This is a genomic window from Pseudomonas sp. UBA1879, from assembly GCF_002338065.1.
Lineage (GTDB): Bacteria > Pseudomonadota > Gammaproteobacteria > Pseudomonadales > Pseudomonadaceae > Aquipseudomonas.
On record NZ_DDHJ01000001.1, the window covers coordinates 76,305 to 99,469 of the forward strand.

Consider the following 23,165-nt stretch of genomic DNA (forward strand, 5'->3'; position numbering starts at 1 on the left):
GTCATGCACGGCGAATCTCCGATCAAGCGTCGCGAATCTCGTAAAATCTGGGTCGGCTCCGTGCCGGTTGGCGGTGATGCGCCGATCGCGGTACAAAGCATGACCAACAGCGACACTAACGATGTGGCCGCGACGGTTGCCCAGATCAATCGTCTGGAAGCCGCGGGCGTAGACATCGTTCGTGTGTCCGTTCCTGACATGGACGCTGCCGAAGCGTTCGGGCGTATCAAGCAGCTGGTGAAAGTGCCGCTGGTGGCCGATATCCATTTCGACTACAAAATCGCCCTGCGCGTGGCCGAACTGGGTGTCGATTGCCTGCGCATCAACCCCGGCAATATTGGTCGCGAAGATCGCGTGCGTGCGGTGGTCGATGCCGCCCGTGATCGCGGCATTCCGATCCGGATCGGCGTCAACGCCGGTTCCCTCGAAAAAGACCTGCAGAAGAAGTACGGCGAGCCGACTCCGGCGGCGCTGGTGGAATCGGCATTGCGCCACGTCGAACACCTTGATCGCCTCGATTTCCAGGACTTCAAGGTCAGCGTCAAGGCGTCCGATGTGTTCATGGCCGTAGAGGCCTATCGCCTGCTGGCCAAGCAAATCGTCCAACCCTTGCACCTCGGGATCACTGAAGCGGGTGGTTTGCGTTCAGGCACGGTGAAATCGGCCGTCGGCCTAGGTATGCTGCTGGCCGAAGGAATTGGCGATACCATCCGTATCTCGCTCGCTGCCGATCCTGTCGAAGAAGTCAAAGTCGGCTACGACATCCTCAAGTCGCTGCACCTGCGTTCCCGTGGTATCAACTTCATCGCTTGTCCGAGCTGCTCGCGGCAGAACTTCGATGTGGTCAAGACCATGAACGAGCTGGAAGGGCGCCTCGAGGACCTGCTGGTTCCGCTGGATGTAGCGGTGATCGGCTGCGTGGTGAACGGCCCGGGTGAAGCCAAGGAGGCCCATGTCGGCCTGACGGGCGGCACGCCTAACCTGATTTACATCGACGGCAAACCGTCGCAAAAGCTGACCAATGACAATCTGGTGGAAGAGCTTGAACGCTTGATCCGCCAGAAAGCGGCCGAGAAGGTCGAGGCCGACGCAGCGTTGATCGTTCGTGGCTAATCCCCTTTTCAAGGAATTTTTGTGAGTAAGTCCCTGCAAGCCATTCGTGGCATGAACGACATCCTGCCGGACCAGACGCCGCTGTGGCGCTATTTCGAGGGCACCGTATCGCGTTTGCTGGATAACTACGGTTATCGCCAGATCCGCATGCCCATCGTCGAGTTCACCGACCTGTTCAAACGCTCCATTGGCGAAGTCACCGACATCGTCGAGAAGGAGATGTACACCTTCGAAGACCGTAATGGCGATTCCCTGACCCTGCGCCCCGAAGGCACGGCGGCCTGTGTACGCGCCGTGCTGGAACATGGCATCACTGGCGGCGGCCAGGTGCAGAAACTCTGGTACATCGGCCCGATGTTCCGCCACGAACGTCCACAGAAAGGCCGCTATCGGCAGTTCCACCAAATCGGCCTGGAAGTGTTCAACCTGGACGGTCCGGACATTGACGCCGAACTGATCGTGCTGACCTGGCGCCTGTGGGAATTGCTGGGTATTCGCAGTGCCGTGAAGCTCGAACTCAACAGTCTGGGCACCAGTGAAGCGCGCGGGCGTTATCGTGAGGCGCTGGTCGAATACCTGTCGGCTCGCCACGACCAACTGGATGAAGACAGCCAACGCCGTCTGAAAACCAACCCGCTGCGCGTCCTGGACACCAAGAACCCTGAAACTCAGACGGTTCTAGGGGATGCCCCGAAACTGGCGGATTACCTGGACGAAGAATCGCGCGTTCACTTCGAGGGCTTGAAGGCTCGCCTGGACGCTGTCGGCATTCCTTATGTGATCAACCCGAAGTTGGTCCGTGGTCTCGATTACTACAGCAAGACTGTTTTCGAGTGGGTCACCGATCAACTGGGTGCTCAGGGTACCGTTTGCGCGGGAGGCCGCTACGATGGTCTGGTCGAGCAGATGGGCGGCAAGCCAACCACCGGCGTCGGTTTCGCCATGGGCATCGAACGTCTGGTGCTGTTGCTGGAAACCCTGGATAAAGTCCCCCAGGAAATCTCCCGCACCATTGACGTTTATGTCTGTGCATTCGGCGAGGCGGCTGAACTGGCGGCATTGGCGTTGTCCGAACGTCTGCGCGATCAGGCGCCGACGCTGCGTTTGCAGGTCAATGCTGGCGCTGGCAGCTTCAAGAGCCAGTTCAAGAAGGCCGATAAGAGCGGCGCGCTGTATGCGCTGATCCTGGGTGATGAAGAGCTGGCGCGCAAGGAAGTGGGCGTCAAGCCTCTGCGTGGACAGGGCGAACAACAAAATATTGCCTGGGATGCTCTTTCCGAGCACCTGGCCGCCTGCGTTCCGCAGGTTTGAAGCTAAATAAGTGGCCGATTGAGCGACGCGAATAGGAGTAATGGGGTGTCGAATACCGATGATGAACAGCTGGCGGCGGTAAAGGACTGGTGGCAGCGTAACGGCAAGCCCCTGGTTACCGGCGGTCTGCTTGCGGTGATCGTGGTGTTGGGCTGGCAGGCCTGGCATCGCTATCAGAACAATCAGGCACAAGGTGCTTCGGCGTTGTACCAGCAATTGCTGGAAACTGCTTTGACTCCAAGCGGCCAGGCCGATCCCGGTCAGGTGGCGGCCATCGCCGGTAAGCTGAAAAGCGATTTCGGCGGCACAGCCTACGCTCAGTACGGAAGCCTGTTCGTGGCCAAGGTGGCGGTCGATACCGGCAAGCTGGACGATGCGGCCAATGAACTGAAAGCCGTCAACGACAAGCCGGTTAACCCGACCCTTGGCGAAATTGCCCGTCAGCGTCTGGCTCGCGTCTACGCGGCTCAGAACAAGGCGGAAGAGGCGCTGAAGCTGCTCGACGGTCAGGTCGACAAGTCCTTCGAAGCCAGCCGTGAAGAATTGCGTGGCGACCTGCTGGTACAGCTGGGTCGTACCGACGATGCGTACGCTGCATACAAGAAAGCCAAGGCTGCGCTGTCCGAGCAATCGGCAGTGGGTGGCCTGCAAATGAAGCTCGACGATCTGGCGAAAGGGGATGCGTGACGTGATTCGTTGGAAACATGCAGCATTGCTGGCTCTGGCCGTTGTGGCCGCGGGTTGCAGCAGCAACAGCAAAAAGGAATTGCCTCCGGCCGAGCTGACGGACTTCAAAGAAGAAGTGGTTTTGCAGAAGGTGTGGAGCCGTTCGGTGGGTGATGGTCAAGGCGACATCTACAACATGCTGGTTCCGGCCATCGATGGCGAGAACATCTACGCTGCCGACGCCAATGGTCTGATCATGGCGATCAATCGCAGCAACGGCGACGTGGTCTGGAAGAAAGAGCTCGAGCAGCCTGTTTCCGGCGCTGTCGGCGTAGGGTCTGGCCTGGTCATGGTCGGCACGCTGCGTGGCGAAGTGATCGTCCTCGACGAATCCACCGGCGAGCAGAAATGGAAAGCCAAGGCCACCAGCGAAGTGCTGTCGGCTCCGGCCACCAACGGCGACGTGGTCGTCGCTCAGACTCAAGACGACAAGGTCATCGGTTACGATGCCGCGACAGGCAATCAGCGCTGGATCTACGAAAGCAGTCCCGCCGTGCTGACCCTGCGTGGCACCGGTGCGCCGATCGTGACCAACCAGCTGGCGGTTGCCGGCCTCTCGACCGGTAAGGTCGTGGCCCTCGACACCACCAACGGTGTGCCGGTCTGGGAGCAGCGCGTAGCCATTCCAGCAGGTCGCTCCGAGCTGGATCGCGTGGTCGACATCGACGGCGGTCTGCTGTTGAACGGCAGCACGCTGTACGTGGCGACGTATCAAGGTCGCGTTGCGGGTCTGGAACTGCAAAGCGGCCGTGTGCTGTGGCAGCGTGATGCCTCCAGCTACTCGGGTGTGGCGCAAGGCTTCGGCAGCGTTTACGTGTCGCTGGCCAATGGCACCGTTGAGGGCGTCGATGAGCGCTCTTCCACGGCGCTGTGGAGCAACGACTCACTGGCCCGTCGCCAACTGGGCTCTCCGGAAGTGTTCTCCAGTTACGTGGCCGTTGGCGACATGGAAGGCTATCTGCATTTGCTCAGCCAGGTTGACGGTCATTTCGTCGGCCGTGAAAAGATCGACAGCGACGGTCTGCGGGCGCGTCCGTTGGTCTCCGGCAACACTATTTACGTCTTTGGCAACAGCGGCAAGCTGGAAGCCCTGACGATCAAGTAGTGGCTGTCTATGCTAGAGGGGCCGCACGGCGGCTTTCCTCTGGCGGCCCTGCATAGGCGGGGCTTGCGGCGTGTTGAATGCCGCTCCGAACTCCGGCCGCTGCCCTGCAGCGGCTTTTGTATTTTCTGAAATAACGAAGTGGAGAGCCGCATGGTTCCCGTAATCGCCCTGGTGGGTCGACCGAACGTCGGCAAGTCCACCTTGTTCAACCGCCTGACCCGTAGTCGCGACGCCATCGTCGGCGACTTGTCCGGTCTGACCCGTGATCGCCAGTACGGCGAGGCCAAGTGGCAAGGGCGCACCTACATCGTGATCGACACCGGCGGTATTTCCGGTGATGAACACGGCATGGACGAAAAGATGGCCGAGCAGTCGCTGCTGGCCATCGAAGAAGCCGATGTCGTGCTGTTTCTGGTGGACGCCAAGGCAGGTTTTACCGCTGCCGACCAGATGATTGGCGAACACCTGCGCAAGCGCAACAAGACCTCGTACGTGATCGCCAACAAGGTCGACAACATCGACCCTGACATGGCCCGCGCCGAGTTCGCGCCGCTGGGTATGGGCGATGCGATCCCGATTGCAGGCGCCCATGGTCGTGGCATCACGCAGATGCTGGACATCGCCCTGCGCGAATTTCCTAAAGATGCTGACGAAGTCGAAGAAGGCGAAGAGGAAGACGTTGCCGAAGGCGAGGAAGCCAAGCGGATTCCCGGCCCGAGCGAGAAAGACGGGATCAAGATCGCCATCATTGGCCGTCCGAACGTCGGTAAATCAACGCTGGTCAACCGCATGCTCGGTGAAGACCGGGTCATCGTTTACGATCAGCCCGGTACCACCCGCGACAGCATCTACATCCCCTTTGAGCGCAACGACGAGAAGTACACGCTGATCGACACGGCGGGCGTGCGCAAGCGCGGGAAGATCCACGAAGAAGTCGAAAAATTCTCCGTGGTGAAAACTCTGCAGGCGATCAAGGACGCCAACGTGGTGATCTTCGTCATGGACGCCCGTGAAGGGGTGGTCGATCACGACCTGAACCTGCTGGGCTTCGCGCTGGAAGCCGGTCGCGCACTGGTCATCGCTCTGAACAAGTGGGATGGCATGGTGCCCAGCGAGCGCGACTACGTGAAAACCGAGCTGGAACGCCGGTTGTTCTTCGTCGACTTCGCGGACATCCACTTCATCTCCGCGCTGCACGGCACGGGTGTCGGTAACCTGTACCAGTCGGTGCAGAACTCATTCAAGTCAGCGGTCACCCGCTGGCCGACCAGCCGTCTGACGCAGATCCTCGAAGACGCTGTCACCGAACACCAGCCGCCGATGGTCAACAGCCGCCGCATCAAGCTGCGTTACGCTCACTTGGGCGGCGCTAACCCGCCGATCATCGTGATCCACGGCAACCAGGTCGAGCGCGTACCCAAGTCGTATGTGCGTTATCTGGAAAACACCTACCGCCGAGTGCTCAAGCTGGTCGGTACGCCGATCCGCATCGAGTTCAAGGGCGGCGAAAACCCGTACGAAGGCAACAAAAACACGCTGACCGACCGCCAGGTCAACAAGAAGCGTCGCTTGATGTCGCACCACAAGAAAGCCGAGAAAAAGCGCAAAGACAAGCGCTGACTGTCGTCTGAACCCTGTGGGAGTGAGCGTGCTCACGAAGTCAGGCTACCGGCCGCTGAAAATCTGGCGGATGTATGGCCCTCTTCGCGAGCGTGCTCGCTCCCACAGGAATGCGAGCGTTCACCAGCATCCACTTCGCCAAAAAAAGCGGCTTTTTTTGTTGCGCTGACATGGGCTATTCTGCGGTTTCCCCAGCCATCCTGGAGCCGGGTGTGGAGCAGGAACACCCTATGATCACCAGCAAATTGCCGAACGTTGGCACCACCATTTTCACCGTGATGTCCCAGCTTGCAGCTGACACCGGGGCGATCAATCTTTCTCAGGGTTTTCCCGATTTCGATGGGCCAGACGCGCTGCGTGAAGCCCTTTGTCGCCGCACCATGGACGGCTTCAATCAATATGCGCCGATGGCAGGCCTGCCGGCGTTACGGCAACAGGTTGCAGCCAAGATCGCCCGCTCTTACGGCCGCGACGTCAATGTCGACACCGAGGTGACCATCACACCCGGCGCGACCCATGCCATTTTCTGCGCCATTCAGACCGTCGTTCGTGCCGGCGACGAAGTCATCGTGTTCGACCCGAGCTACGACAGCTATGAGCCATCGGTGGAGCTGGCCGGGGGCCGCTGCGTCCACGTACAGCTCAAGGGGGATGACTTCTCCATCGACTGGGACCAGCTCACCGCAGCGCTTAGCCCCAAGACGCGCATGATCATTATCAATACCCCGCACAACCCGAGCGGCGCGCTGATCACCCGCGCTGAACTCGATCAGTTGGCGGCACTCATTCGCGACCGTGATATTTATCTGGTCAGCGACGAGGTGTACGAACATCTGGTGTTCGACGGCGTGAAGCATGCCAGCGTATTGGCCCACGACGAACTCTATGCGCGGGCGTTCGTGGTCAGTTCCTTCGGCAAGACGTATCACGTCACGGGCTGGAAAACCGGCTATCTGGTTGCCCCGCCTGCGTTGACCGCCGAGATGCGCAAGATCCACCAGTTCGTCGGCTTCTGCGGCGTGACGCCGTTGCAGTGGGCGTTGGCCGATTTCATGGCCGCCTGCCCTGAGCACGTCGAGGAGCTGCCAGCGTTCTATCAGGCCAAGCGAGACTTTTTCTGTGACCGTCTGGAGGGTTCGCGCTTTACGTTCACCCGTGCCGCCGGAACATATTTTCAATTGGTCGATTATTCGCGCATCCGTCCGGATCTGAACGATGTGGACATGTCGCTGTGGATGACCCGTGAGCATGGCGTGGCGAGTATTCCGCCTTCCGTGTTCTATCAGAATCCACCCGAGGGTCAGCGCCTGATTCGTCTGTGCTTCCCCAAGCGAGAGGAGACGCTACGTCTGGCGGCGGAGAAACTATGCGCGATCTGAGTTTATTGCCGAACCTCAATCTGGCGCTGGTCCAAACCACGCTGGTCTGGCACGACTGTCAGGCGAACCTCGCGCACTTCGACGAGTTGCTGACCCAGGCGAAGGGCGCTGATCTGGTGATTCTGCCCGAGATGTTCACCACCGGCTTCACGATGGAATCGGAAACGCTGGCTGAACCGGAGGCCGGCATTACTGCGCATTGGCTGCTGGAGCAGGCCAAGCGTCTGGATGCCGTCGTGACTGGCAGTATCATCGTCCGCGCCGAGGACGGCACGCATCGCAATCGCTTGCTCTGGGCCCGTCCGGACGGCGAGTTGTTGCACTACGACAAGCGCCACCTGTTCCGCATGGCGGGGGAGCACGAGCACTACAGCCCTGGGGAACGTCAGGTGCAGTTCGAGCTCAAGGGCTGGCGCATTCGCCCGCTGATTTGTTACGACCTGCGGTTTCCTGTGTGGAGCCGCAGCGCTCAAGACACCGACCTGCTGCTCTACACGGCCAACTGGCCGGGGGCCCGGCGCCAGCACTGGAACAGGTTATTGCCCGCACGGGCCATCGAGAATTTGTGCTATGTCGCGGCGGTGAATCGTGTAGGCACTGACGGCAAGGGCTTTGCCTACACCGGCGACAGCCAAGTGCTGGACTTCCAGGGCGAGAGCCTGCTGAACATTGGCGAGGCCGACGGCGTGTTTCATGTCAGCCTGTCGGCCGAGGGGCTGGCAGCTTACCGCGAGAAATTCCCGGCGTATCTCGACGCCGATACATTCGAAATACGTTGATGCCCCAGTGCCTCTCGCGCACGACCGCGTTCTGTGACCTCGGTCTTGTGCGGGAAAGTGCGCACTTCAGTTCTGTATAACGTGGCCGATACAACGTGCACAGAACAGGAGTTCACCATGACCACCATCAATACCAGTGCGCTGAGTGCCTACGCCAACCCCCTGTCGGTCACGCTCAAAGGCGATCAGTCCACCAAGAGCGATGCAGCCAATGCCAGCGTGAGTCTGCGCGGCAACGTCTACACCGAGCCCGGTCAGAAAGCGGGCAGCAGCGAGCCACCGATGTCCCCTCGCGAGCAGATGATCAAGCAGCTCCAGGAGCAGATCAAAGAGACCCAAAGGATCCTTCAGCAGCAGCAACAACAGCTCTCAAGTGCCGCGAACAGCAAAGCGCCGGAGCAGGAAAAAGCGGCGCAGGTGATGGCTATCCAGCAGCAGATATCTGGAACCATGGCGCAGTTGACCGCGCAGCAAGCCGCGTTGCTGGAATTGATGAAGGGCACGGTCAGCACTACGGCCTGATAAAGCACCACAAACGAAAAGGCCCTGAGCGCGAGCGTCAGGGCCTTTTTTTGTAATCGGAAAACGCTGTGGGAGCGAACTCATCCGCCTCCACAGGATGACCGTTACCGATTCACTGGCATCACGCCGCTTGCGCCGCGCCTTCCGCCTGGATCAACGCACGGTTCAGCGCGCTGAACAGGGCCTTGAAGCTGGCGGTGGTGATGTTTTCGTCGATGCCCACGCCGTGGACCGCGCGCTCGCCATTCACCCGCAGTTCGATATAAGCAGCGGCTTTTGCCGTGGTGCCGGCGCCGATGGCGTGCTCGTTGTAGTCCATGATTTCCGCCTTGACCGGCAGACCCGCCACCAGCGCTTCCAGCGCGCCGTTACCACGGCCTTTCCAGTGCAGATTGCTTTCGCCATCACCCTTGCCAGTGACTTCGACTTCTACGGCGCTGTGACCGTTTTCTTCCTGGAGGCGATGGCTGACCAGCGCGTACGGCTTGTTGGCTTGCAGGTATTCAGTTTTGAACAGCGCGTAGATCTGCTGCGCGGTCATTTCCAGGCCCAGGCGGTCGGTCTCGCCCTGAACCACCTGGCTGAATTCGATCTGCATGCGACGTGGCAGGGAGATGCCGTATTCCTGTTCCAGCAGGTACGTGATGCCGCCTTTGCCGGACTGGCTGTTCACACGAATGACGGCTTCGTAGCTGCGGCCAATGTCCGCCGGGTCGATCGGCAGGTAAGGCACTTCCCACAGCGCATCGTCTTTCTGCTGAGTGAAGCCCTTGCGAATAGCATCCTGGTGCGAGCCAGAGAACGCGGTGTGTACGAGGTCGCCCACGTACGGGTGGCGGGGATGAACCGGGATCTGATTGCACTCTTCGACGACTTTACGCACGCCATCGATGTCGGAAAAGTCCAGCTGCGGGTTCAGACCTTGGGTGTACATGTTGAGGGCAACGGTCACCAGGTCGACGTTACCGGTACGCTCGCCGTTGCCGAACAGGCACCCTTCGACACGGTCAGCACCCGCCATCAGGCCCAGTTCAGTGGCGGCCACGCCCGTGCCACGGTCATTGTGGGTGTGCAGGCTGATGATCACGCTGTCACGACGATTGATGTTGCGGCAAAACCATTCGATCTGGTCGGCGTAGATGTTCGGAGTGGCGACTTCGACGGTGGCCGGCAGGTTCAGAATCACCTTGTTCTGAGGCGTGGCGTTCCACACTTCGACCACCGCGTCGCAGACTTCCTTGGCGAAGTCCAGCTCTGTGGCGCTGAAGGTTTCCGGCGAGTATTCGAACTGCCACTGGGTCTCGGGCTGCTGAGCGGCGTATTTGACGAACAGCTTGGCAGCATTGACCGCGATGGCCTTGATGCCGTCCTTGTCCTGGTTGAACACGATCCGGCGGAACGATGGAGAGGTCGCGTTATACAGGTGCACGATGGCCTTCTTGGCACCGCGCAGGGATTCGAACGTGCGGGCGATCAGGTCTTCGCGGCCTTGGGTCAGCACTTGAATGGTGGTGTCGTCCGGGATGTGGCCTTCTTCGATCAGCGTGCGCACGAAGTCGAAATCGGTCTGCGATGCCGCTGGGAACGAGGCTTCGATTTCCTTCACGCCTACTTGCACGAGGGTTTCCCAGAAGCGCAGCTTTTTGACCGAATCCATGGGCTCGATCAGCGATTGGTTACCGTCGCGCAGGTCAGAGCTGCACCAGATCGGCACCTCGGTGATGGTCTTGGAAGGCCATGTGCGATCAGGCAAGTCAATGACAGGAAACGCGCGGTACTTCTTCGAGGGATCTTTGAGCATGGTCATGAAAAGTAATCCTTTGTGGACTCAGGGCCGAAAGAAGGCGGCCAGCCGATTGATAAGAGAAACAGATGACAGGTCGAGGCACCGCGGTTTCAGCTTGGCAGTCGTGCACTGACGAGGCTGAGGCAGCGGTGTTGACGCAACAGAATGAGGGTTTGAGAGGTTTTCATGTGCCCAACCGTAACCAATGGGGTGAAAGGTGGCAAGCAGTTGGGAAAAATTGAGAGGGAATCTCAAAAGCAGCGCTGTGCAGCTATTTTTTGACGGATTGCTACATGCTTTCAAGATTTTATTGCTGGCCCGTTTTGGATCGTGCAACCGGGGTCAACTGTAGGCGTGAGCTTGCTCGCGATAGCGTGGCGTCAGGCACCGAGTCGCTGCGGCAATGTTGGTATCGCGAGCAAGCTCACTCCTACAGCTGAAAGGCGCGTCTAGGGCTGGAACGCGTTAATGAAAATCGCTGGATCGACCCGCGCGTCGTTCAGGCTGACGTTCCAGTGCATGTGCGGTCCGGTGGCGCGGCCTGTCGAGCCGACGCGGCCCACCACGCCGCCACGGGGCACGGCGTCGCCGACTTTCACGTCGATCTTCGACATGTGACAGAACATGCTGATGAAGCCTTGACCGTGATCGACGAACACCGTGTTGCCGTTAAAGAAGTAATTGCCGATGAGGATCACTTTGCCGGCGGCCGGCGACTTGATCGGCGTCCCGGCGGGCACAGCGAAGTCCAGGCCCGCATGAGGATTGCGCTCTTCGCCATTGAAGAAGCGCCGTACGCCAAATTTGCTCGACAGCGGGCCATCGACCGGTTTGTCCAGCAGCAGATTGCTCGGCGTCACGGGGCTGAAAGTGCGATAGGCGCGCACCTGCACGTCCAACTCCTGCTCGATGCGTTTCAGGTCATCGGGGTTTGGGTTTACCTGCCGCTGATTCTTTAGCGTGATGTGCTGTTCCGGGTATTTCTTGCTGCCGACCGTGAATGGCAAGTTGCGACCGCCGCTGCTCACCTGCTGCGAGGTGCCAGGTTTGATGGTCAGCGGGATGCCGACGATCGCCAGCCAGCGCGCGTCCTGATCCTTGACCACTAGCACCGGTTTGCCCTGCCACGTGGCTTTCGGTGCCTGTGCTGCAAGGCCCAGGTCCACCACCGCAACGCCGCCCGGGACCGGTTTGTTCAGCAGCCGCGAGAGGTAGCTGTCGGCGTGGGCAGGAAGGGCGAGACACAAAGCAAACGCAGCGCCTGCCAGGGAACGAGAGATAAAAGGCAGCATCGATCAATCCAGAAGAGAAAGGGTGACGGGCGTCAGGTGATTGTCTTCGACCCGGACGTGCAGTTCGCCCTCGGCCAGTTTCGCAGTGAGGCGTTGTCCGGTATGCGTCTGCTCGGCGGCACGAATCGCTTTGCCGCGCTCGTCGAGTAAGATGCTGTAGCCGCGCCCAAGGGTGGCCAAAGGGCTGACGACGTTCAGTGTCTGCACCTGACTTTGCAACTGCAAGCGGCGTGTCTTGAGGTTTTCCCGGATCGCTCGGGGCAGGCGCTCGGCCAGCACGTCGAGACGCTGACGTAAAAACGCCAGGGTGCGGCCGGGGTGTTGCGTAGCCAGTCGGCTCTCCAGATGACTCATGCGCACCTGGCGCTTGTGCATCTGTTGCTCGAAGGCGCGACGCAGGCGCATGTCCAGATCGTCCAGCCGTTGGGCACGCTGGCGCAGGCGCTCGCCGGGGTGACGCAGGCGGCGGGAAATGCCGTCCAGCCGCAACTGTTCACGCATCAAGCGATCACGCATGCGCGTGACGAGCCGGCGTTGCAGGTTCTCGACCCGGCGATGCAGGTCGCTGGAGTCCGGGGCCAACAGCTCGGCGGCGGCCGAAGGCGTCGGGGCGCGCACGTCAGCCACGAAGTCGCTGATCGACACATCGGTTTCATGGCCGACGGCACTGACGATGGGCGTTACGCAGGCGTCGATGGCGCGGGCCACGGCCTCCTCGTTGAAGCACCACAAGTCTTCAAGCGAGCCGCCGCCCCGGGCCAGGATCAGCGCGTCAAAGCCCCGGGCGTCCGCCAGTTTCAAGGCCCGCACGATCTGATTGATCGCCTCGCGTCCTTGCACAGCCGTGGGGATCAGGGTCAATTCGACTTGCGGGGCACGACGGCGGAACACGCTGATGATGTCGCGAATCACTGCGCCCGTCGGCGAACTGACGATGCCGATGCGTTGCGGGTGCAAGGGCAGGGCGACCTTGCGCTCGGCGCTGAACAGACCTTCGGCGTTGAGCTTTTCTTTCAATGCGTCGAAGGCCAGACGCAACGCGCCATCACCAGCAGGCTCGACGGTATCGAGAATCAACTGATAATCGCCACGGCCTTCGAACAGCGAGACCTTGCCCCGCACCTTGACGGCCAGCCCGTCTTTCAGCGCCTGACGCACCCGTGCAGCGTTACTGCGAAACAGCGCGCATCGCACCTGAGCGCCGGTGTCCTTGAGGGTGAAATACACATGGCCGGACGCCGGGCGAGACAGGTTGGAAATCTCCCCCTCGACCCAGATGTTCGAGAACACATCTTCCAGCAGCACGCGGGCGCGGCCGTTGAGTTGGCTGACAGTGAGGACTTCCCGGTCAAGGCCGAGTCTTGCGAAGGGGTCTTTGATCATGGCGGGCATGATAAAGGCAACGAGGCCTGGGTCACCACATTTGATATCAGGCAGTGCGTCCTTTGGGGAAGCACAGTCACCTGTGGGGGCCGGCTTGCTGGCGAAGGCAGTAGTTCAGTTGCCGATGACCTGTCTGTCTCCAGGTCTTCGCCAGCAAGTCGGCTCCCACACGAGCGGTGTTCAAATATCGCCACGGAGTACTCATCAGCATTTCGAGTATGCTGTGCGCCGCGGCTCATCCAAGGAGGACACAATGCTCACCAGCCTCGCCGAGTTGTCGGGCGTTTTCGATCAGCTGGGTTTGACCCCGACCGACTGGCTGTTCATTGAAGGCGGTGTCATCGCTGCTTATCTGGTCTTCGCCATTGCGGGTTTCGGGACGGCCCTGGTCGCTGGCCCCGTCCTCATCCATTTCATGCCGCTCTCGCGGATCATCCCTTTGCTGGTAATGCTGGATTTCCTCGCTGCATTCGGTCACCTGCTGCCTTCGCGGCAAGCGGTAGTGCGGTCTGAGCTGATGCGCATGGTGCCGTGCATGGCGGTGGGTTGTACCTTGGGCGTGCTGTTTCTGCTAAATCTGAAATCCGACGTGCTGCTTCTGTTAATGGGGCTGTTCCTGATGGGCTATTCGGTCTATAGCCTGGCGGTGAAAGTGCGGCCGACCCAGTTGTCTGCCGCATGGTCGATTCCGATGGGCACGATAGGCGGATTATTCGGTGCCTTGTTCGGCAGCGGCGGCTTTCTTTATGCGATTTATCTCAACGGCCGCCTGACCGATAAACTCCAGGCCCGCGCCACGCAAAACGCGCTCATCAGTTGCAGCACCATCGTGCGTCTAAGCCTGTTCGTGATCACCGGCGTGTACGCGCAAGTCTCGCTGTTGGTGCTGGCCGTCTGCTTGTTGCCCGCGATGATTGTGGGTTCCTGGATGGGTCGTCGATTGGTGATGCGGCTGTCGCGGGAAATGTTCGTCCGCCTGGTGACCTGGATGGTGCTGATCAGCGGCATCACGCTGATTGGTCGCTACCTCGCGGGTTGACGGTCTGGGGAGCTGACGGCTCTACTTGACGTCATCGGCGGTGGGATTAAGCTGCCGCCCCCGATCCCGCGTCTGACAGGCCCGTCATGAACACCCAAAGCATCATCGTCCCGCAAATTTCCAGCTTCCCGGCCCATGAGGCCAAGGCACGGGCGATCCTGCGCTGGCTGGTGAAGCTCGACGTGGTCGAGGAATCGCTGACAACGTGCGGGCGCAGTTTCAACCGTATGGCCTATGCCATAGCCCCCGGTGCCCGGCGCTTTGTCGAAAACCCCGATGCGCTGCCGTATGGCCAGGCGATCAACGGGCTGGAAATCGTTCTCAAGCGCTGCATTTACACCCCGCAATTGGGCTTCAAGGAAGAGGCGGGGTGTCCCGAATGTCGGCGTGAGATCGGTGAGGCGTTGTTCGACAGTCTGGAAGAGTGGATGCCCGGCCATACCGACAATTTCATGTGCCCGGAATGCCGCCACGAAGACGACATCAATGGCTTCCTGTTTCTCGACCCTTGCGGCTTTTCCAACCTCGGTTTCATCTTCAACAATTGGCTGGACGCGGGGTTCAAGCCCAGCTTCGTGGAAGCTTTCGCCGAACGTCTGGATCGTCCGGTGTCCTTCGTCAAAGTCCGCCTATAAAGAGTGAGGGCGACGATAGCGCTGAGCAATCGGGCAGATTATCAAATAGGCAGATCTTTACATTGAGCAGGGACAGGTGTCTGGGTATAATGGCGCGCTTCCATTTTCCCGCTCGGGAGCCCAGCGATGCTGCGTATCAGCCAAGAAGCCCTTACATTCGACGACATTCTCCTTGTGCCCGGTTATTCCGAGGTGCTCCCTAACGAAGTCAGTCTGAAAACCCGATTGACCCGTGGCATCGAACTGAACATCCCCCTCGTTTCCGCCGCTATGGACACCGTCACTGAAGCTCGTCTGGCGATCGCCATGGCTCAAGAAGGCGGCATCGGCGTCATCCACAAGAACATGACCATCGAGCAGCAAGCTGCCGAAGTGCGCAAGGTCAAGAAGTTCGAAGCGGGTGTGGTCAAGGATCCGATCACCATCGAGGCCGATGCCACGGTGCGTGACCTGTTCGATCTGACCCGTCAACACAACATCTCCGGGGTTCCGGTCCTGCATGACGGCGAACTCGTCGGCATCGTGACCTCCCGCGACGTGCGCTTCGAAACCCGTCTGGATATTCCTGTCCGTGAAGTGATGACGCCGAAAGAGCGTCTGGTCACCGTGCACGAAGGCGCCGACAAATACGAAGTCCGCGACCTGCTGCACAAACACCGTCTCGAGAAAGTCCTGATCGTCGACGACAAGTTCGCGCTCAAGGGCATGATGACCGTCAAGGACATCGAAAAATCCAAAGCCTACCCACTGGCCAGCAAGGACGATCAAGGTCGCCTTCGGGTTGGCGCTGCCGTCGGCACCGGCAAAGACACCGGCGAGCGCGTCTCCGCGCTGGTCGCCGCGGGCGTTGACGTCATTGTTGTCGACACCGCACACGGTCACTCCAAAGGCGTGATCGATCGCGTTCGCTGGGTCAAGCAGAACTTTCCAGACGTGCAAGTCATCGGCGGCAACATTGCCACTGGCGCTGCGGCTCGCGCGCTGGTCGAAGCGGGTGCTGATGGCGTCAAGGTCGGTATCGGGCCTGGCTCCATCTGCACCACCCGTATCGTCGCAGGCGTTGGCGTGCCGCAAATCAGCGCCGTCGCCAACGTGGCCGCTGCGCTGGAAGGCACCGACGTTCCCTTGATCGCTGACGGCGGCATCCGCTTCTCCGGCGACTTGTCCAAAGCCATCGTGGCCGGTGCCTACGCCGTGATGATGGGTTCGATGTTCGCCGGTACTGAAGAGGCGCCGGGTGAAATCGAGCTGTTCCAGGGCCGTTCCTACAAAGCCTATCGCGGCATGGGCTCGCTGGGCGCCATGTCTCAGGCACAAGGGTCTTCGGACCGCTACTTCCAGGACTCGTCCGAAGGTGCCGAAAAATTGGTGCCGGAAGGTATCGAAGGCCGCGTTGCCTACAAAGGCTCGCTGTCCGCGATCATCCACCAACTGATGGGCGGTCTGCGCTCCTCCATGGGTTACACCGGCAGCGCCGACATTCAGGAAATGCGCACCAAGCCTGAATTCGTGCGCATCACCGGCGCCGGCATGGCCGAGTCTCACGTCCACGACGTGCAGATCACCAAGGAAGCGCCCAACTACCGGGTCGGCTAGCCTCCCGGCGGCAAGTTATAAGCTACAAGCTGCAAGCTGATCGTAGTGCCAGCGCTTTCAAGGCCCGGCACCACATACGGCTTGCAGTCTCCCTACATCTTGCGGCTTGGACCTGAAGCTTGCAGCTGCGCCACTTGCAGCTTGAAGCTTGAGGCTCGAAGCTGCTCTAGAAGAGTCTCCCAATGGCCCTCGACATTCACGCCCACCGCATCCTGATCCTGGACTTCGGTTCCCAGTACACCCAACTGATCGCCCGTCGCGTCCGTGAGATTGGTGTGTATTGCGAACTGCACCCGTTCGACATGGACGATGAAGCGATTCGCGAATTCGCGCCCAAAGGCGTCATCCTCGCCGGTGGCCCCGAGTCCGTACACGTCGCCGACAGCCCACGCTGCCCGCAAGCCGTGTTTGACCTGGGGGTTCCGGTTTTCGGTATCTGCTACGGCATGCAGACCATGGCCGAACAGCTGGGTGGCAAGGTCGAAGGTTCCGAAATGCGTGAATTCGGTTATGCCCGTGTCGACGTAGTGGGCAAGAGCCGCTTGCTCGACGGCATCGAAGATCACGTCGACGCCGACGGCCTGCTGGGTCTCGACGTCTGGATGAGCCACGGTGACAAGGTCACCAGGTTGCCGTCCGAGTTCCACATCCTGGCCAGCACCCCGAGTTGCCCGATTGCCGGCATGGCTGACGATGCCCGCGGCTACTACGGCGTGCAGTTCCACCCGGAAGTGACGCACACCAAACAGGGCGGTCGCATACTGTCGCGGTTCATCCTCGACATCTGTGGCTGTGAAGCCTTGTGGACGCCGTCGAAGATTGCAGAAGACGCCATCGCCCAGGTCCGTGCCCAGGTCGGCACCGACAACGTGCTGCTGGGCCTGTCTGGCGGCGTCGATTCCTCGGTGGTTGCGGCGCTGCTGCACAAGGCCATCGGCGATCAACTGACCTGTGTTTTCGTCGATAACGGCTTACTGCGTCTGCACGAAGGCGAGCAGGTGATGGCCATGTTCGCCGAGAACATGGGCGTCAAAGTGATCCGCGCCAACGCCGAGGCCCAGTTCCTCGACAACCTGGCCGGCGAGAGCGATCCGGAGAAAAAGCGCAAGATCATCGGCCGTACCTTCATCGACGTGTTCGATGCCGAGTCGAGCAAGCTGCACAACATCAAGTATCTGGCTCAAGGCACCATCTACCCTGACGTGATCGAGTCCGCTGGTGCCAAGAGCGGCAAGGCACACGTCATCAAGTCCCACCACAACGTCGGTGGCCTGCCGGAAGAGATGAACCTGAAACTGGTCGAGCCATTGCGCGAGCTGTTCAAGGACGAAGTGCGTCGCCTCGGTCTGGAGCTTGGCCTGCCGTACGACATGGTCTACCGCCACCCATTCCCGGGCCCGGGCTTGGGCGTTCGTATCCTCGGTGAAGTGAAGAAGGAATACGCCGACCTGCTGCGTCGCGCCGACCACATCTTCATCGAAGAACTGCGCAAAGCCGACTGGTACCACAAAGTCAGCCAAGCCTTCGTCGTGTTCCAGCCTGTGAAATCGGTCGGCGTCGTCGGCGATGGCCGCCGTTACGCTTGGGTCGTCGCCCTGCGCGCCGTCGAAACCATCGACTTCATGACCGCTCGCTGGGCGCACCTGCCGTACGAACTGCTGGAAACTGTCAGCGGTCGTATCATCAACGAAATCGAAGGCATCTCCCGCGTCACCTACGACGTCTCGAGCAAGCCGCCTGCGACGATTGAGTGGGAATAAGGTTTGGCCCGCAGGCCTCCCTCGGTCCGTTGTACAAGGGAGGCCTTCTGCAATTGCCCCAGGCATGCCTGACTTCTACGCCCCATGAAGGCGGTCTACGGCCATCACATCAGTGAGTGGCCGCCTCGGTGTGTCGGCTTCCGGCCTTGAAGCCATGACGGGTTGCCGTCGATGCGATGGCGAAAGCCACCAGCAGAAGACCCAGCAACGCCCACGGAAATGAGCTGACGCCCAAGCTGTCCAGCAGGACGCCGCCGAGGATGCCCGCGCCGGCGATGGCGCAATTCCATACCACGACGTTCATCGACAGCGCTGCGTCGGTGGCGTCTCCCGCGCTGTCGGCCAAGGCGGTCTGCAGCAGCGTCGCCGCCCCGCCGAACGAAAGCCCCCAAATGAAGACAGCGGCGTAGAGGCCGCCGGCCGAAACGTCGAACGTGGCCAAGAGCAACGCAATGAGCGCGAAGCTGCCCAGGCTGACGAGCACGGTTCGGCGCAGGTAGTGATCGACCAGACGCCCGGTGATCCAGATGCCGAGCAGTGACGCTGCGCCGAAAACCAGCAGGATGAGATCGACGCTCTGTTCGAGTCCGGCTTGTGCGGCCACGGGGGCGATGTAGGTGTACAGCACGTTATGCGCGAGCATCCAGGTAAAGACCACGCCCAGGACCGGGCGGACCCCAGGCTTGCGCAGCACGGCCAGAATCGGCTCGCGCTGGCTGGCCGTCTTGCCGGGATAGTCCGGCACTGTGATGAGAATCCACAGGGCGAGCCCGAGGGTCATCGCTGACATCACCGCGAACGACCAGCGCCAGCCCAGCAGATTGCCCATCCATGTGCCGAGCGGCACGCCAAGGGACAGCGCGATAGGGGTGCCGACCATAGCGATGGCGAGCGCACGCCCTTGATTGACTGGCGTGACCATGCGTCGTGCGTAACCTGCTATCAGGCTCCACGCCAGGCCTGCCGCTGCCCCTGCAAAAAATCGCGCGACGAGCGTAAGCGCAAAGCTGGTTGACCAGGCTGTTATCGAATTGAAGATCAGAAAACCGACGACGGTGGCAAGTAGCACCCGACGGCGGCGCCAGCTTTGGGTGGCCAATGTGAGGGGAATGGCGGCCAGCATGGAGCCGAGCGCATAGGCCGTGACCATTTGGCCGGCCAGTGAGGGGGAGATGTCCAGGCCCGCACTGATGGCCGGCAGCAGTCCCGCTGGCAGCGTTTCAGTCATGATGCAGATGAAACCTGTCATCGCGAGCGCCAGTAAGGCGCCTATTGGGAGTTTGTTACGTTCAGCATGCATAGGCTCGGGTCCGTAGTATGTGTATCGATCGGTATTAATCTAAGCGCGGACGTGAATGGTGGTCAATCAATTCTGTATCGACTAGTATTAAACTCGTTGAATCGAGGAGAACAGGCATGGCAACGATGGGGCGCCCACGCGCATTCGACCGAGCCCAAGGGGTTGACGAAGCGATGATGCTGTTCTGGGAGCATGGCTACGACTCCACGTCTCTCAGCCAGCTCAAAGCAGGCATCGGAGGCGGTATCACGGCCCCGAGTTTCTACGCGGCCTTCCGTTCCAAAGAGGCGCTGTTCAGGGAGGTCGTTGATCGGTATCTGGCTACCTATGGCCGGGTGATAGACCCGCTTTACGACGTGTCCCTGTCGCCCAGGGAAGCGATCGTCAGCACTTTGAAAGGCTCAGCCCGCATGCAATGCGCAGACGGGCATCCGAAGGGGTGCATGGTCGGTCTCGGCGTGATGAGCGTTTGCGCGCCTGCCGATGTTCGTATTCGGGAACCCCTGGACACTGCGCGCGCGCGCAACCGAGCGGGATTACACGCCTGCATAGAGCGTGCGATAGATCTCGGTGATCTGCCCGCAGGAACCGTAGCATCAACATTGGCGGCGGTCTTCGAAGGCTTTCTGCTGGGCATTTCGACGATGGCGCGAGATGGCATTTCAATTGAAGTGATTGAGGGCGCGATCGACCGATTGATGGCGGTCTGGGACGTTCAGTCAGTGTGACTGAGAGCGGGCCGCAGGCGGCTTGGCCAGCCTGCTGCCATAGCACCTTGACGCCGGATGCGGTTCTCTTGAGACGCATCCGGCTTCTTCGTATCACGGGATTTCTTTCAAGCCCATCAGGTTTAGCGCCTTCCTCAACTCGTCGATGCTCTGGAAACGCCGTCCACTGATCATGGGCCACTCAGCGCGCTGAATGTACACATCCGTGCCCTCGACCCTGATCGGCGTGTGTACCAGCGAACCGCCCCGACTGCGGTGGATCAGTTCCGAGGCGTCACCCGCCTGTTGAATCGCGAAGTTGCCAGGGTTGCGTAAGCGCGATTCCATAGAGACCGGGGTTGTGGAGGGAATGCGCTGGCAACCCGGCACAGTCATGCGCAGACGAATATCGCCTTTGACAGTGCCGGCGGGTCGCCCCAACGCGTCGACGACTTCTTCTCCAGGGTCGATGGAGTAACCGATCGGCTCGCCGGGAGGTACGTCCGTGATGCGCAGGCCGATGACGCCTTCCAGTTCCGCCACACCTGCGGCGCCGTTCATGGTGTTGACGTGGGCATTGCCCACCAGTGCGATCCATTTGCCGCTGCCCAGCGCTGCCTGATCCGCTCGGATGACGGTGTCAGCGAAGTAATTCATCATTTTCAGGCGCACGTTGTCGGCGGGATCGGGCAGGCCAGCGGTGCGGTAGCTGGCGATGCAGTCAATGGCGCGGATTCTCATACGGTGCGTGTTGGCCGTCTTGACCAGATTCAAAAAGGTGTACCGCCCGGTTTTATCAGTGAAATGCCCCCGGTCCAGATCCTGCAGATACGTGTGCAACGCTTCGGGCATTTCACCGGTCCGCGCGAACGCATCCAGGTCAGCCTGGTGCAGGTCAGTGAGCAGGTGTTCCATGTAGAGCGTGTTGACGTTCTGTTTGGCCAGCACACTCATGTTGTCGATCAGAAACTGCTTGCTTGCCACGCTGTTGTGGCTTTCACCGATCACCAATCCCCGCGCTTGCTCATAGAGCTGCTTGAGCGCCGTTTTGGGCGAGGCATTCGCCGCGATCAGCGGCATCGCCGGACGATCAGGCAAATGCAGGTCAGCGTAGAACGCGTTCACGTCCTTCAGCAGGCGCTGGCGAACCACGAAAAATTGATCGATAGGATCGTTTGGGGTCAGGGAGAAGTAGCGCCCACTGAACGGTTTGTCACTGGGGGATTCCACCCGTGCACGCAACCCTTCCCGCGTGTCGGGCGGCATATCGTACGGGGTGGGCAATGCCGGTTCAGGGGCGGCGGCAGGAACGCGACGGCCGGCCAGTTTTCCCGGTACGCCTCCGCCACCGCGCAGGCCTCGGGTAGGTAGGGTCTCCCATGCGCCCGCGTCGTTCAGCCGCACCGGCAGGTTGCGAGAGAACGAAAAGGGGTTTTCCGGATCGACGATGACCCAGCTGTTCAGGTCCTTGATGTAGCGAACCTGATACGCGACGTCGTTGATTGCAATGAATGTCTGGCCATTCGCGGAGAGGTAAATGCCTCGCATCCAGCCTTCCGTGGGCGGCGGCGCGTAGCTGTCCAGCAGCTCGTTGGTCTCGAAGGATGTCAGTGGGTGGGACGTTTCTGCCTGCTCGGCAGTGCTAGAAGGCGGGACGTCCGGTGCGCCGGCAGACAGGGTTTCGTTGTCCGGTATTTCGGGCAAGGTGACAGGCTCGTCGCTCACAGGCAACTCAGGTAACTCAGGCAACTCAGGCAGTCCCGGCGCCGCGGCTTGCACGAGGAACAGCGCATTGAACAGCACATCGACGCTACCGAAGATCGCCCCGATCACGCCGTTTTTACGTTCGGCGGTGGTGTGCCCATGTATCGCCCGATCGATGTTCAGACCCACGTCTGCCAGGCCCGCACCAACGGCTGCCAGGGCAATCGGCCAGTCGAGGGCAGCCAGCGCACCGAAGGTCTTGCCGAATGCTTTCAGGTAGCCCATCCACATTTGCTTGCGCAGCTCGCCATTGCCGTGCAGGGAGAATTCAGCATCGGCCTCCATGCGCGCGCGTGTCGCGTCGCGCAGATGGGTGAATGGGTCGCCGTCGATTGGACGGGCTTTGCGGTTAATCACCGACTGCGAATGCGGCCCCCAGTGGCTGAACATCAGGTCCAGCGCGTGGTGGAGGCCGGTCTGATGGCTATTTTCGGCGTGCGTGGAAAGGGCAAAGTGCGCCATGAACCGCCCGCGGTTGTCGACCTCGTTGGTGTGGGTCATCAGCCACCACTGCAGGTCGTCCGGGGTGTCGAAGACGTGAAAGGCATGGACGTCACCCGGTACGTAGAGAAACTGCCGGCCACTGTCCTCGACGATGCGCAGGATGTCGCTCGCTTCGTATCCTGCGATGTCCAGCTGCGCCACATGCACACCAGCCGCCAGCGACGCCGGCGATTGCAGCATGGCCAATGTGATCGGTTGGCTGACGTCCAGGTTTAGCGCCTTCATCAGTGCATTGAACTGCTCCGACGTCAGGGCGTTGCTTTGACGATCTTCAACGGCTTTGGCGATGAAGTTGGCTTTCGCCAGTGTCCGGAAATCATCGGCACAGTCGCGCCAGAAGGCGGTTAGCTTGTCGTTGAACCGGGTTTTGAAATCCAGCGCCCAGAAGTCGCGCATCACGTCGACGGGCAGCAAGCGCACTTCGTTGGTTTCGTTGAAGACATCAGCGTCCGGACCTGCGGTGTAAAAGCCGCTCAGGGTTTGCAAGGCATCGGCACTATCCTGGGCCTCGACACTGAAACGGCGCATGACCAGTTGCGGCAGCGTCAGTGACTCGACCGGTTTATCAAGGTGTTCCCAGCCGTTGAATGTGCGCGGACTGCTCTCGCTGCGGTCGAAGCGATGCCAGTACACCGCGTCCGGTTCCAATGCGCCAAGGCCGTACTGGTTCAATATGTCCCTGGCGGCCTCGCGGGCCATTTCGCGCAGGTCGGGACACGCGTCGACCACCTTGTGGATGAGCGCGTCCAGCGCCTGGCGGTCTGCGCTGATCGCCGGGGTGTCAGTGATGATGGAAAGCATGATCGTCGTCCGTGATGAATGAGTCTTGAGCTTCCCGGTTTTC

The 23,165-nt window shown here is 60.4% G+C and carries 18 protein-coding genes; 13 read left to right on the forward strand and 5 right to left on the reverse strand.

Annotation, left to right across the window (positions count from 1 at the left end; genetic code table 11):
• Nucleotides 1-3 precede the first annotated feature (3 nt).
• From ispG to B3N48_RS00425, 8 genes are all read left to right on the forward strand, one after another.
• A complete protein-coding gene (gene ispG / locus B3N48_RS00390; protein WP_296178261.1) occupies nt 4-1,113 on the forward strand; it encodes a flavodoxin-dependent (E)-4-hydroxy-3-methylbut-2-enyl-diphosphate synthase in 1,110 nt (369 codons plus the stop codon).
• 21 nt (nt 1,114-1,134) lie between these two features.
• Entirely contained in the window at nt 1,135-2,424 is a 1,290-nt protein-coding gene (gene hisS / locus B3N48_RS00395; protein WP_296178264.1) for a histidine--tRNA ligase, read from the forward strand.
• Nucleotides 2,425-2,469: 45 nt separating this feature from the next.
• Nucleotides 2,470-3,111, forward strand: coding sequence for a YfgM family protein (locus B3N48_RS00400; RefSeq protein WP_296178267.1), 642 nt, complete (start codon nt 2,470-2,472; stop codon nt 3,109-3,111).
• Nucleotides 3,104-4,255 carry an outer membrane protein assembly factor BamB gene (gene bamB / locus B3N48_RS00405; RefSeq protein ID WP_296178269.1) on the forward strand — a complete coding sequence of 384 codons (1,152 nt, stop codon included), beginning with the start codon at nt 3,104-3,106 and terminating at the stop codon, nt 4,253-4,255. Before B3N48_RS00400 ends, bamB begins: the two co-directional genes overlap by 8 nt.
• A gap of 150 nt (nt 4,256-4,405) precedes the next feature.
• Entirely contained in the window at nt 4,406-5,875 is a 1,470-nt protein-coding gene (gene der / locus B3N48_RS00410; RefSeq protein ID WP_296178271.1) for a ribosome biogenesis GTPase Der, read from the forward strand.
• A 230-nt stretch (nt 5,876-6,105) separates the two neighbouring features.
• Nucleotides 6,106-7,254 (forward strand): pyridoxal phosphate-dependent aminotransferase, encoded by a 1,149-nt coding sequence (locus tag B3N48_RS00415; protein WP_296178274.1) that lies wholly within the window; start codon nt 6,106-6,108, stop codon nt 7,252-7,254.
• Nucleotides 7,242-8,033, forward strand: a complete 792-nt coding sequence (locus B3N48_RS00420) for an amidohydrolase (protein ID WP_296178277.1) — start codon at nt 7,242-7,244, stop codon at nt 8,031-8,033. The genes B3N48_RS00415 and B3N48_RS00420 overlap by 13 nt, the downstream gene beginning before the upstream one ends.
• Before the next feature lie 117 nt (nt 8,034-8,150).
• Complete coding sequence (locus B3N48_RS00425) at nt 8,151-8,555, forward strand: hypothetical protein (protein ID WP_296178279.1); 405 nt, start codon at nt 8,151-8,153, stop codon at nt 8,553-8,555.
• 121 nt (nt 8,556-8,676) lie between these two features.
• Here B3N48_RS00425 and leuA read toward each other — a convergent pair whose 3' ends face one another.
• From leuA to xseA, 3 genes are all read right to left on the reverse strand, one after another.
• Nucleotides 8,677-10,362 carry a 2-isopropylmalate synthase gene (leuA, locus tag B3N48_RS00430; RefSeq protein WP_296178282.1) on the reverse strand — a complete coding sequence of 562 codons (1,686 nt, stop codon included), beginning with the start codon at nt 10,360-10,362 and terminating at the stop codon, nt 8,677-8,679.
• Between the two features lie 428 nt (nt 10,363-10,790).
• Entirely contained in the window at nt 10,791-11,633 is an 843-nt protein-coding gene (locus B3N48_RS00435; protein ID WP_296178285.1) for a peptidoglycan DD-metalloendopeptidase family protein, read from the reverse strand.
• 3 nt (nt 11,634-11,636) lie between these two features.
• The gene (gene xseA, locus B3N48_RS00440) at nt 11,637-13,016 is read right to left on the reverse strand and encodes an exodeoxyribonuclease VII large subunit (RefSeq protein ID WP_296178812.1); all 1,380 of its coding nucleotides are present in this window, start codon (nt 13,014-13,016) and stop codon (nt 11,637-11,639) included.
• A gap of 253 nt (nt 13,017-13,269) precedes the next feature.
• On the opposite strand from xseA, the gene B3N48_RS00445 reads away from it, so the two are divergent.
• From B3N48_RS00445 to guaA, 4 genes are all read left to right on the forward strand, one after another.
• Entirely contained in the window at nt 13,270-14,055 is a 786-nt protein-coding gene (locus B3N48_RS00445; RefSeq protein WP_296178286.1) for a sulfite exporter TauE/SafE family protein, read from the forward strand.
• Nucleotides 14,056-14,141: 86 nt separating this feature from the next.
• A complete protein-coding gene (locus B3N48_RS00450; protein ID WP_296178287.1) occupies nt 14,142-14,690 on the forward strand; it encodes a sugar ABC transporter ATPase in 549 nt (182 codons plus the stop codon).
• A 126-nt stretch (nt 14,691-14,816) separates the two neighbouring features.
• Entirely contained in the window at nt 14,817-16,286 is a 1,470-nt protein-coding gene (gene guaB, locus B3N48_RS00455) for an IMP dehydrogenase (RefSeq protein ID WP_296178290.1), read from the forward strand.
• A gap of 182 nt (nt 16,287-16,468) precedes the next feature.
• Nucleotides 16,469-18,046, forward strand: coding sequence for a glutamine-hydrolyzing GMP synthase (guaA, locus tag B3N48_RS00460; RefSeq protein ID WP_296178292.1), 1,578 nt, complete (start codon nt 16,469-16,471; stop codon nt 18,044-18,046).
• A gap of 109 nt (nt 18,047-18,155) precedes the next feature.
• Here guaA and B3N48_RS00465 read toward each other — a convergent pair whose 3' ends face one another.
• Complete coding sequence (locus tag B3N48_RS00465) at nt 18,156-19,346, reverse strand: MFS transporter (protein ID WP_296178294.1); 1,191 nt, start codon at nt 19,344-19,346, stop codon at nt 18,156-18,158.
• Nucleotides 19,347-19,462: 116 nt separating this feature from the next.
• On the opposite strand from B3N48_RS00465, the gene B3N48_RS00470 reads away from it, so the two are divergent.
• Nucleotides 19,463-20,074 (forward strand): TetR/AcrR family transcriptional regulator, encoded by a 612-nt coding sequence (locus tag B3N48_RS00470; RefSeq protein ID WP_296178297.1) that lies wholly within the window; start codon nt 19,463-19,465, stop codon nt 20,072-20,074.
• Nucleotides 20,075-20,167: 93 nt separating this feature from the next.
• On the opposite strand, the gene B3N48_RS00475 is transcribed toward B3N48_RS00470, so the two are convergent.
• Nucleotides 20,168-23,122 carry a membrane-targeted effector domain-containing toxin gene (locus B3N48_RS00475; RefSeq protein WP_296178299.1) on the reverse strand — a complete coding sequence of 985 codons (2,955 nt, stop codon included), beginning with the start codon at nt 23,120-23,122 and terminating at the stop codon, nt 20,168-20,170.
• Nucleotides 23,123-23,165: the final 43 nt, after the last annotated feature.

Coding starts and splice junctions, on each gene's coding strand:
- B3N48_RS00470 (WP_296178297.1), top strand. CDS start 19,463: ATGGCAACGATGGGGCGCCCACGCGCATTCGACCGAGCCCAAGGGGTT.
- B3N48_RS00445 (WP_296178286.1), top strand. CDS start 13,270: ATGCTCACCAGCCTCGCCGAGTTGTCGGGCGTTTTCGATCAGCTGGGT.
- bamB (WP_296178269.1), top strand. CDS start 3,104: ATGCGTGACGTGATTCGTTGGAAACATGCAGCATTGCTGGCTCTGGCC.
- guaA (WP_296178292.1), top strand. CDS start 16,469: ATGGCCCTCGACATTCACGCCCACCGCATCCTGATCCTGGACTTCGGT.
- B3N48_RS00475 (WP_296178299.1), bottom strand. CDS start 23,122: ATGCTTTCCATCATCACTGACACCCCGGCGATCAGCGCAGACCGCCAG.
- B3N48_RS00450 (WP_296178287.1), top strand. CDS start 14,142: ATGAACACCCAAAGCATCATCGTCCCGCAAATTTCCAGCTTCCCGGCC.
- B3N48_RS00420 (WP_296178277.1), top strand. CDS start 7,242: ATGCGCGATCTGAGTTTATTGCCGAACCTCAATCTGGCGCTGGTCCAA.
- guaB (WP_296178290.1), top strand. CDS start 14,817: ATGCTGCGTATCAGCCAAGAAGCCCTTACATTCGACGACATTCTCCTT.
- B3N48_RS00435 (WP_296178285.1), bottom strand. CDS start 11,633: ATGCTGCCTTTTATCTCTCGTTCCCTGGCAGGCGCTGCGTTTGCTTTG.
- ispG (WP_296178261.1), top strand. CDS start 4: ATGCACGGCGAATCTCCGATCAAGCGTCGCGAATCTCGTAAAATCTGG.
- der (WP_296178271.1), top strand. CDS start 4,406: ATGGTTCCCGTAATCGCCCTGGTGGGTCGACCGAACGTCGGCAAGTCC.
- xseA (WP_296178812.1), bottom strand. CDS start 13,016: ATGATCAAAGACCCCTTCGCAAGACTCGGCCTTGACCGGGAAGTCCTC.
- B3N48_RS00425 (WP_296178279.1), top strand. CDS start 8,151: ATGACCACCATCAATACCAGTGCGCTGAGTGCCTACGCCAACCCCCTG.
- B3N48_RS00465 (WP_296178294.1), bottom strand. CDS start 19,346: ATGCATGCTGAACGTAACAAACTCCCAATAGGCGCCTTACTGGCGCTC.
- B3N48_RS00415 (WP_296178274.1), top strand. CDS start 6,106: ATGATCACCAGCAAATTGCCGAACGTTGGCACCACCATTTTCACCGTG.
- leuA (WP_296178282.1), bottom strand. CDS start 10,362: ATGACCATGCTCAAAGATCCCTCGAAGAAGTACCGCGCGTTTCCTGTC.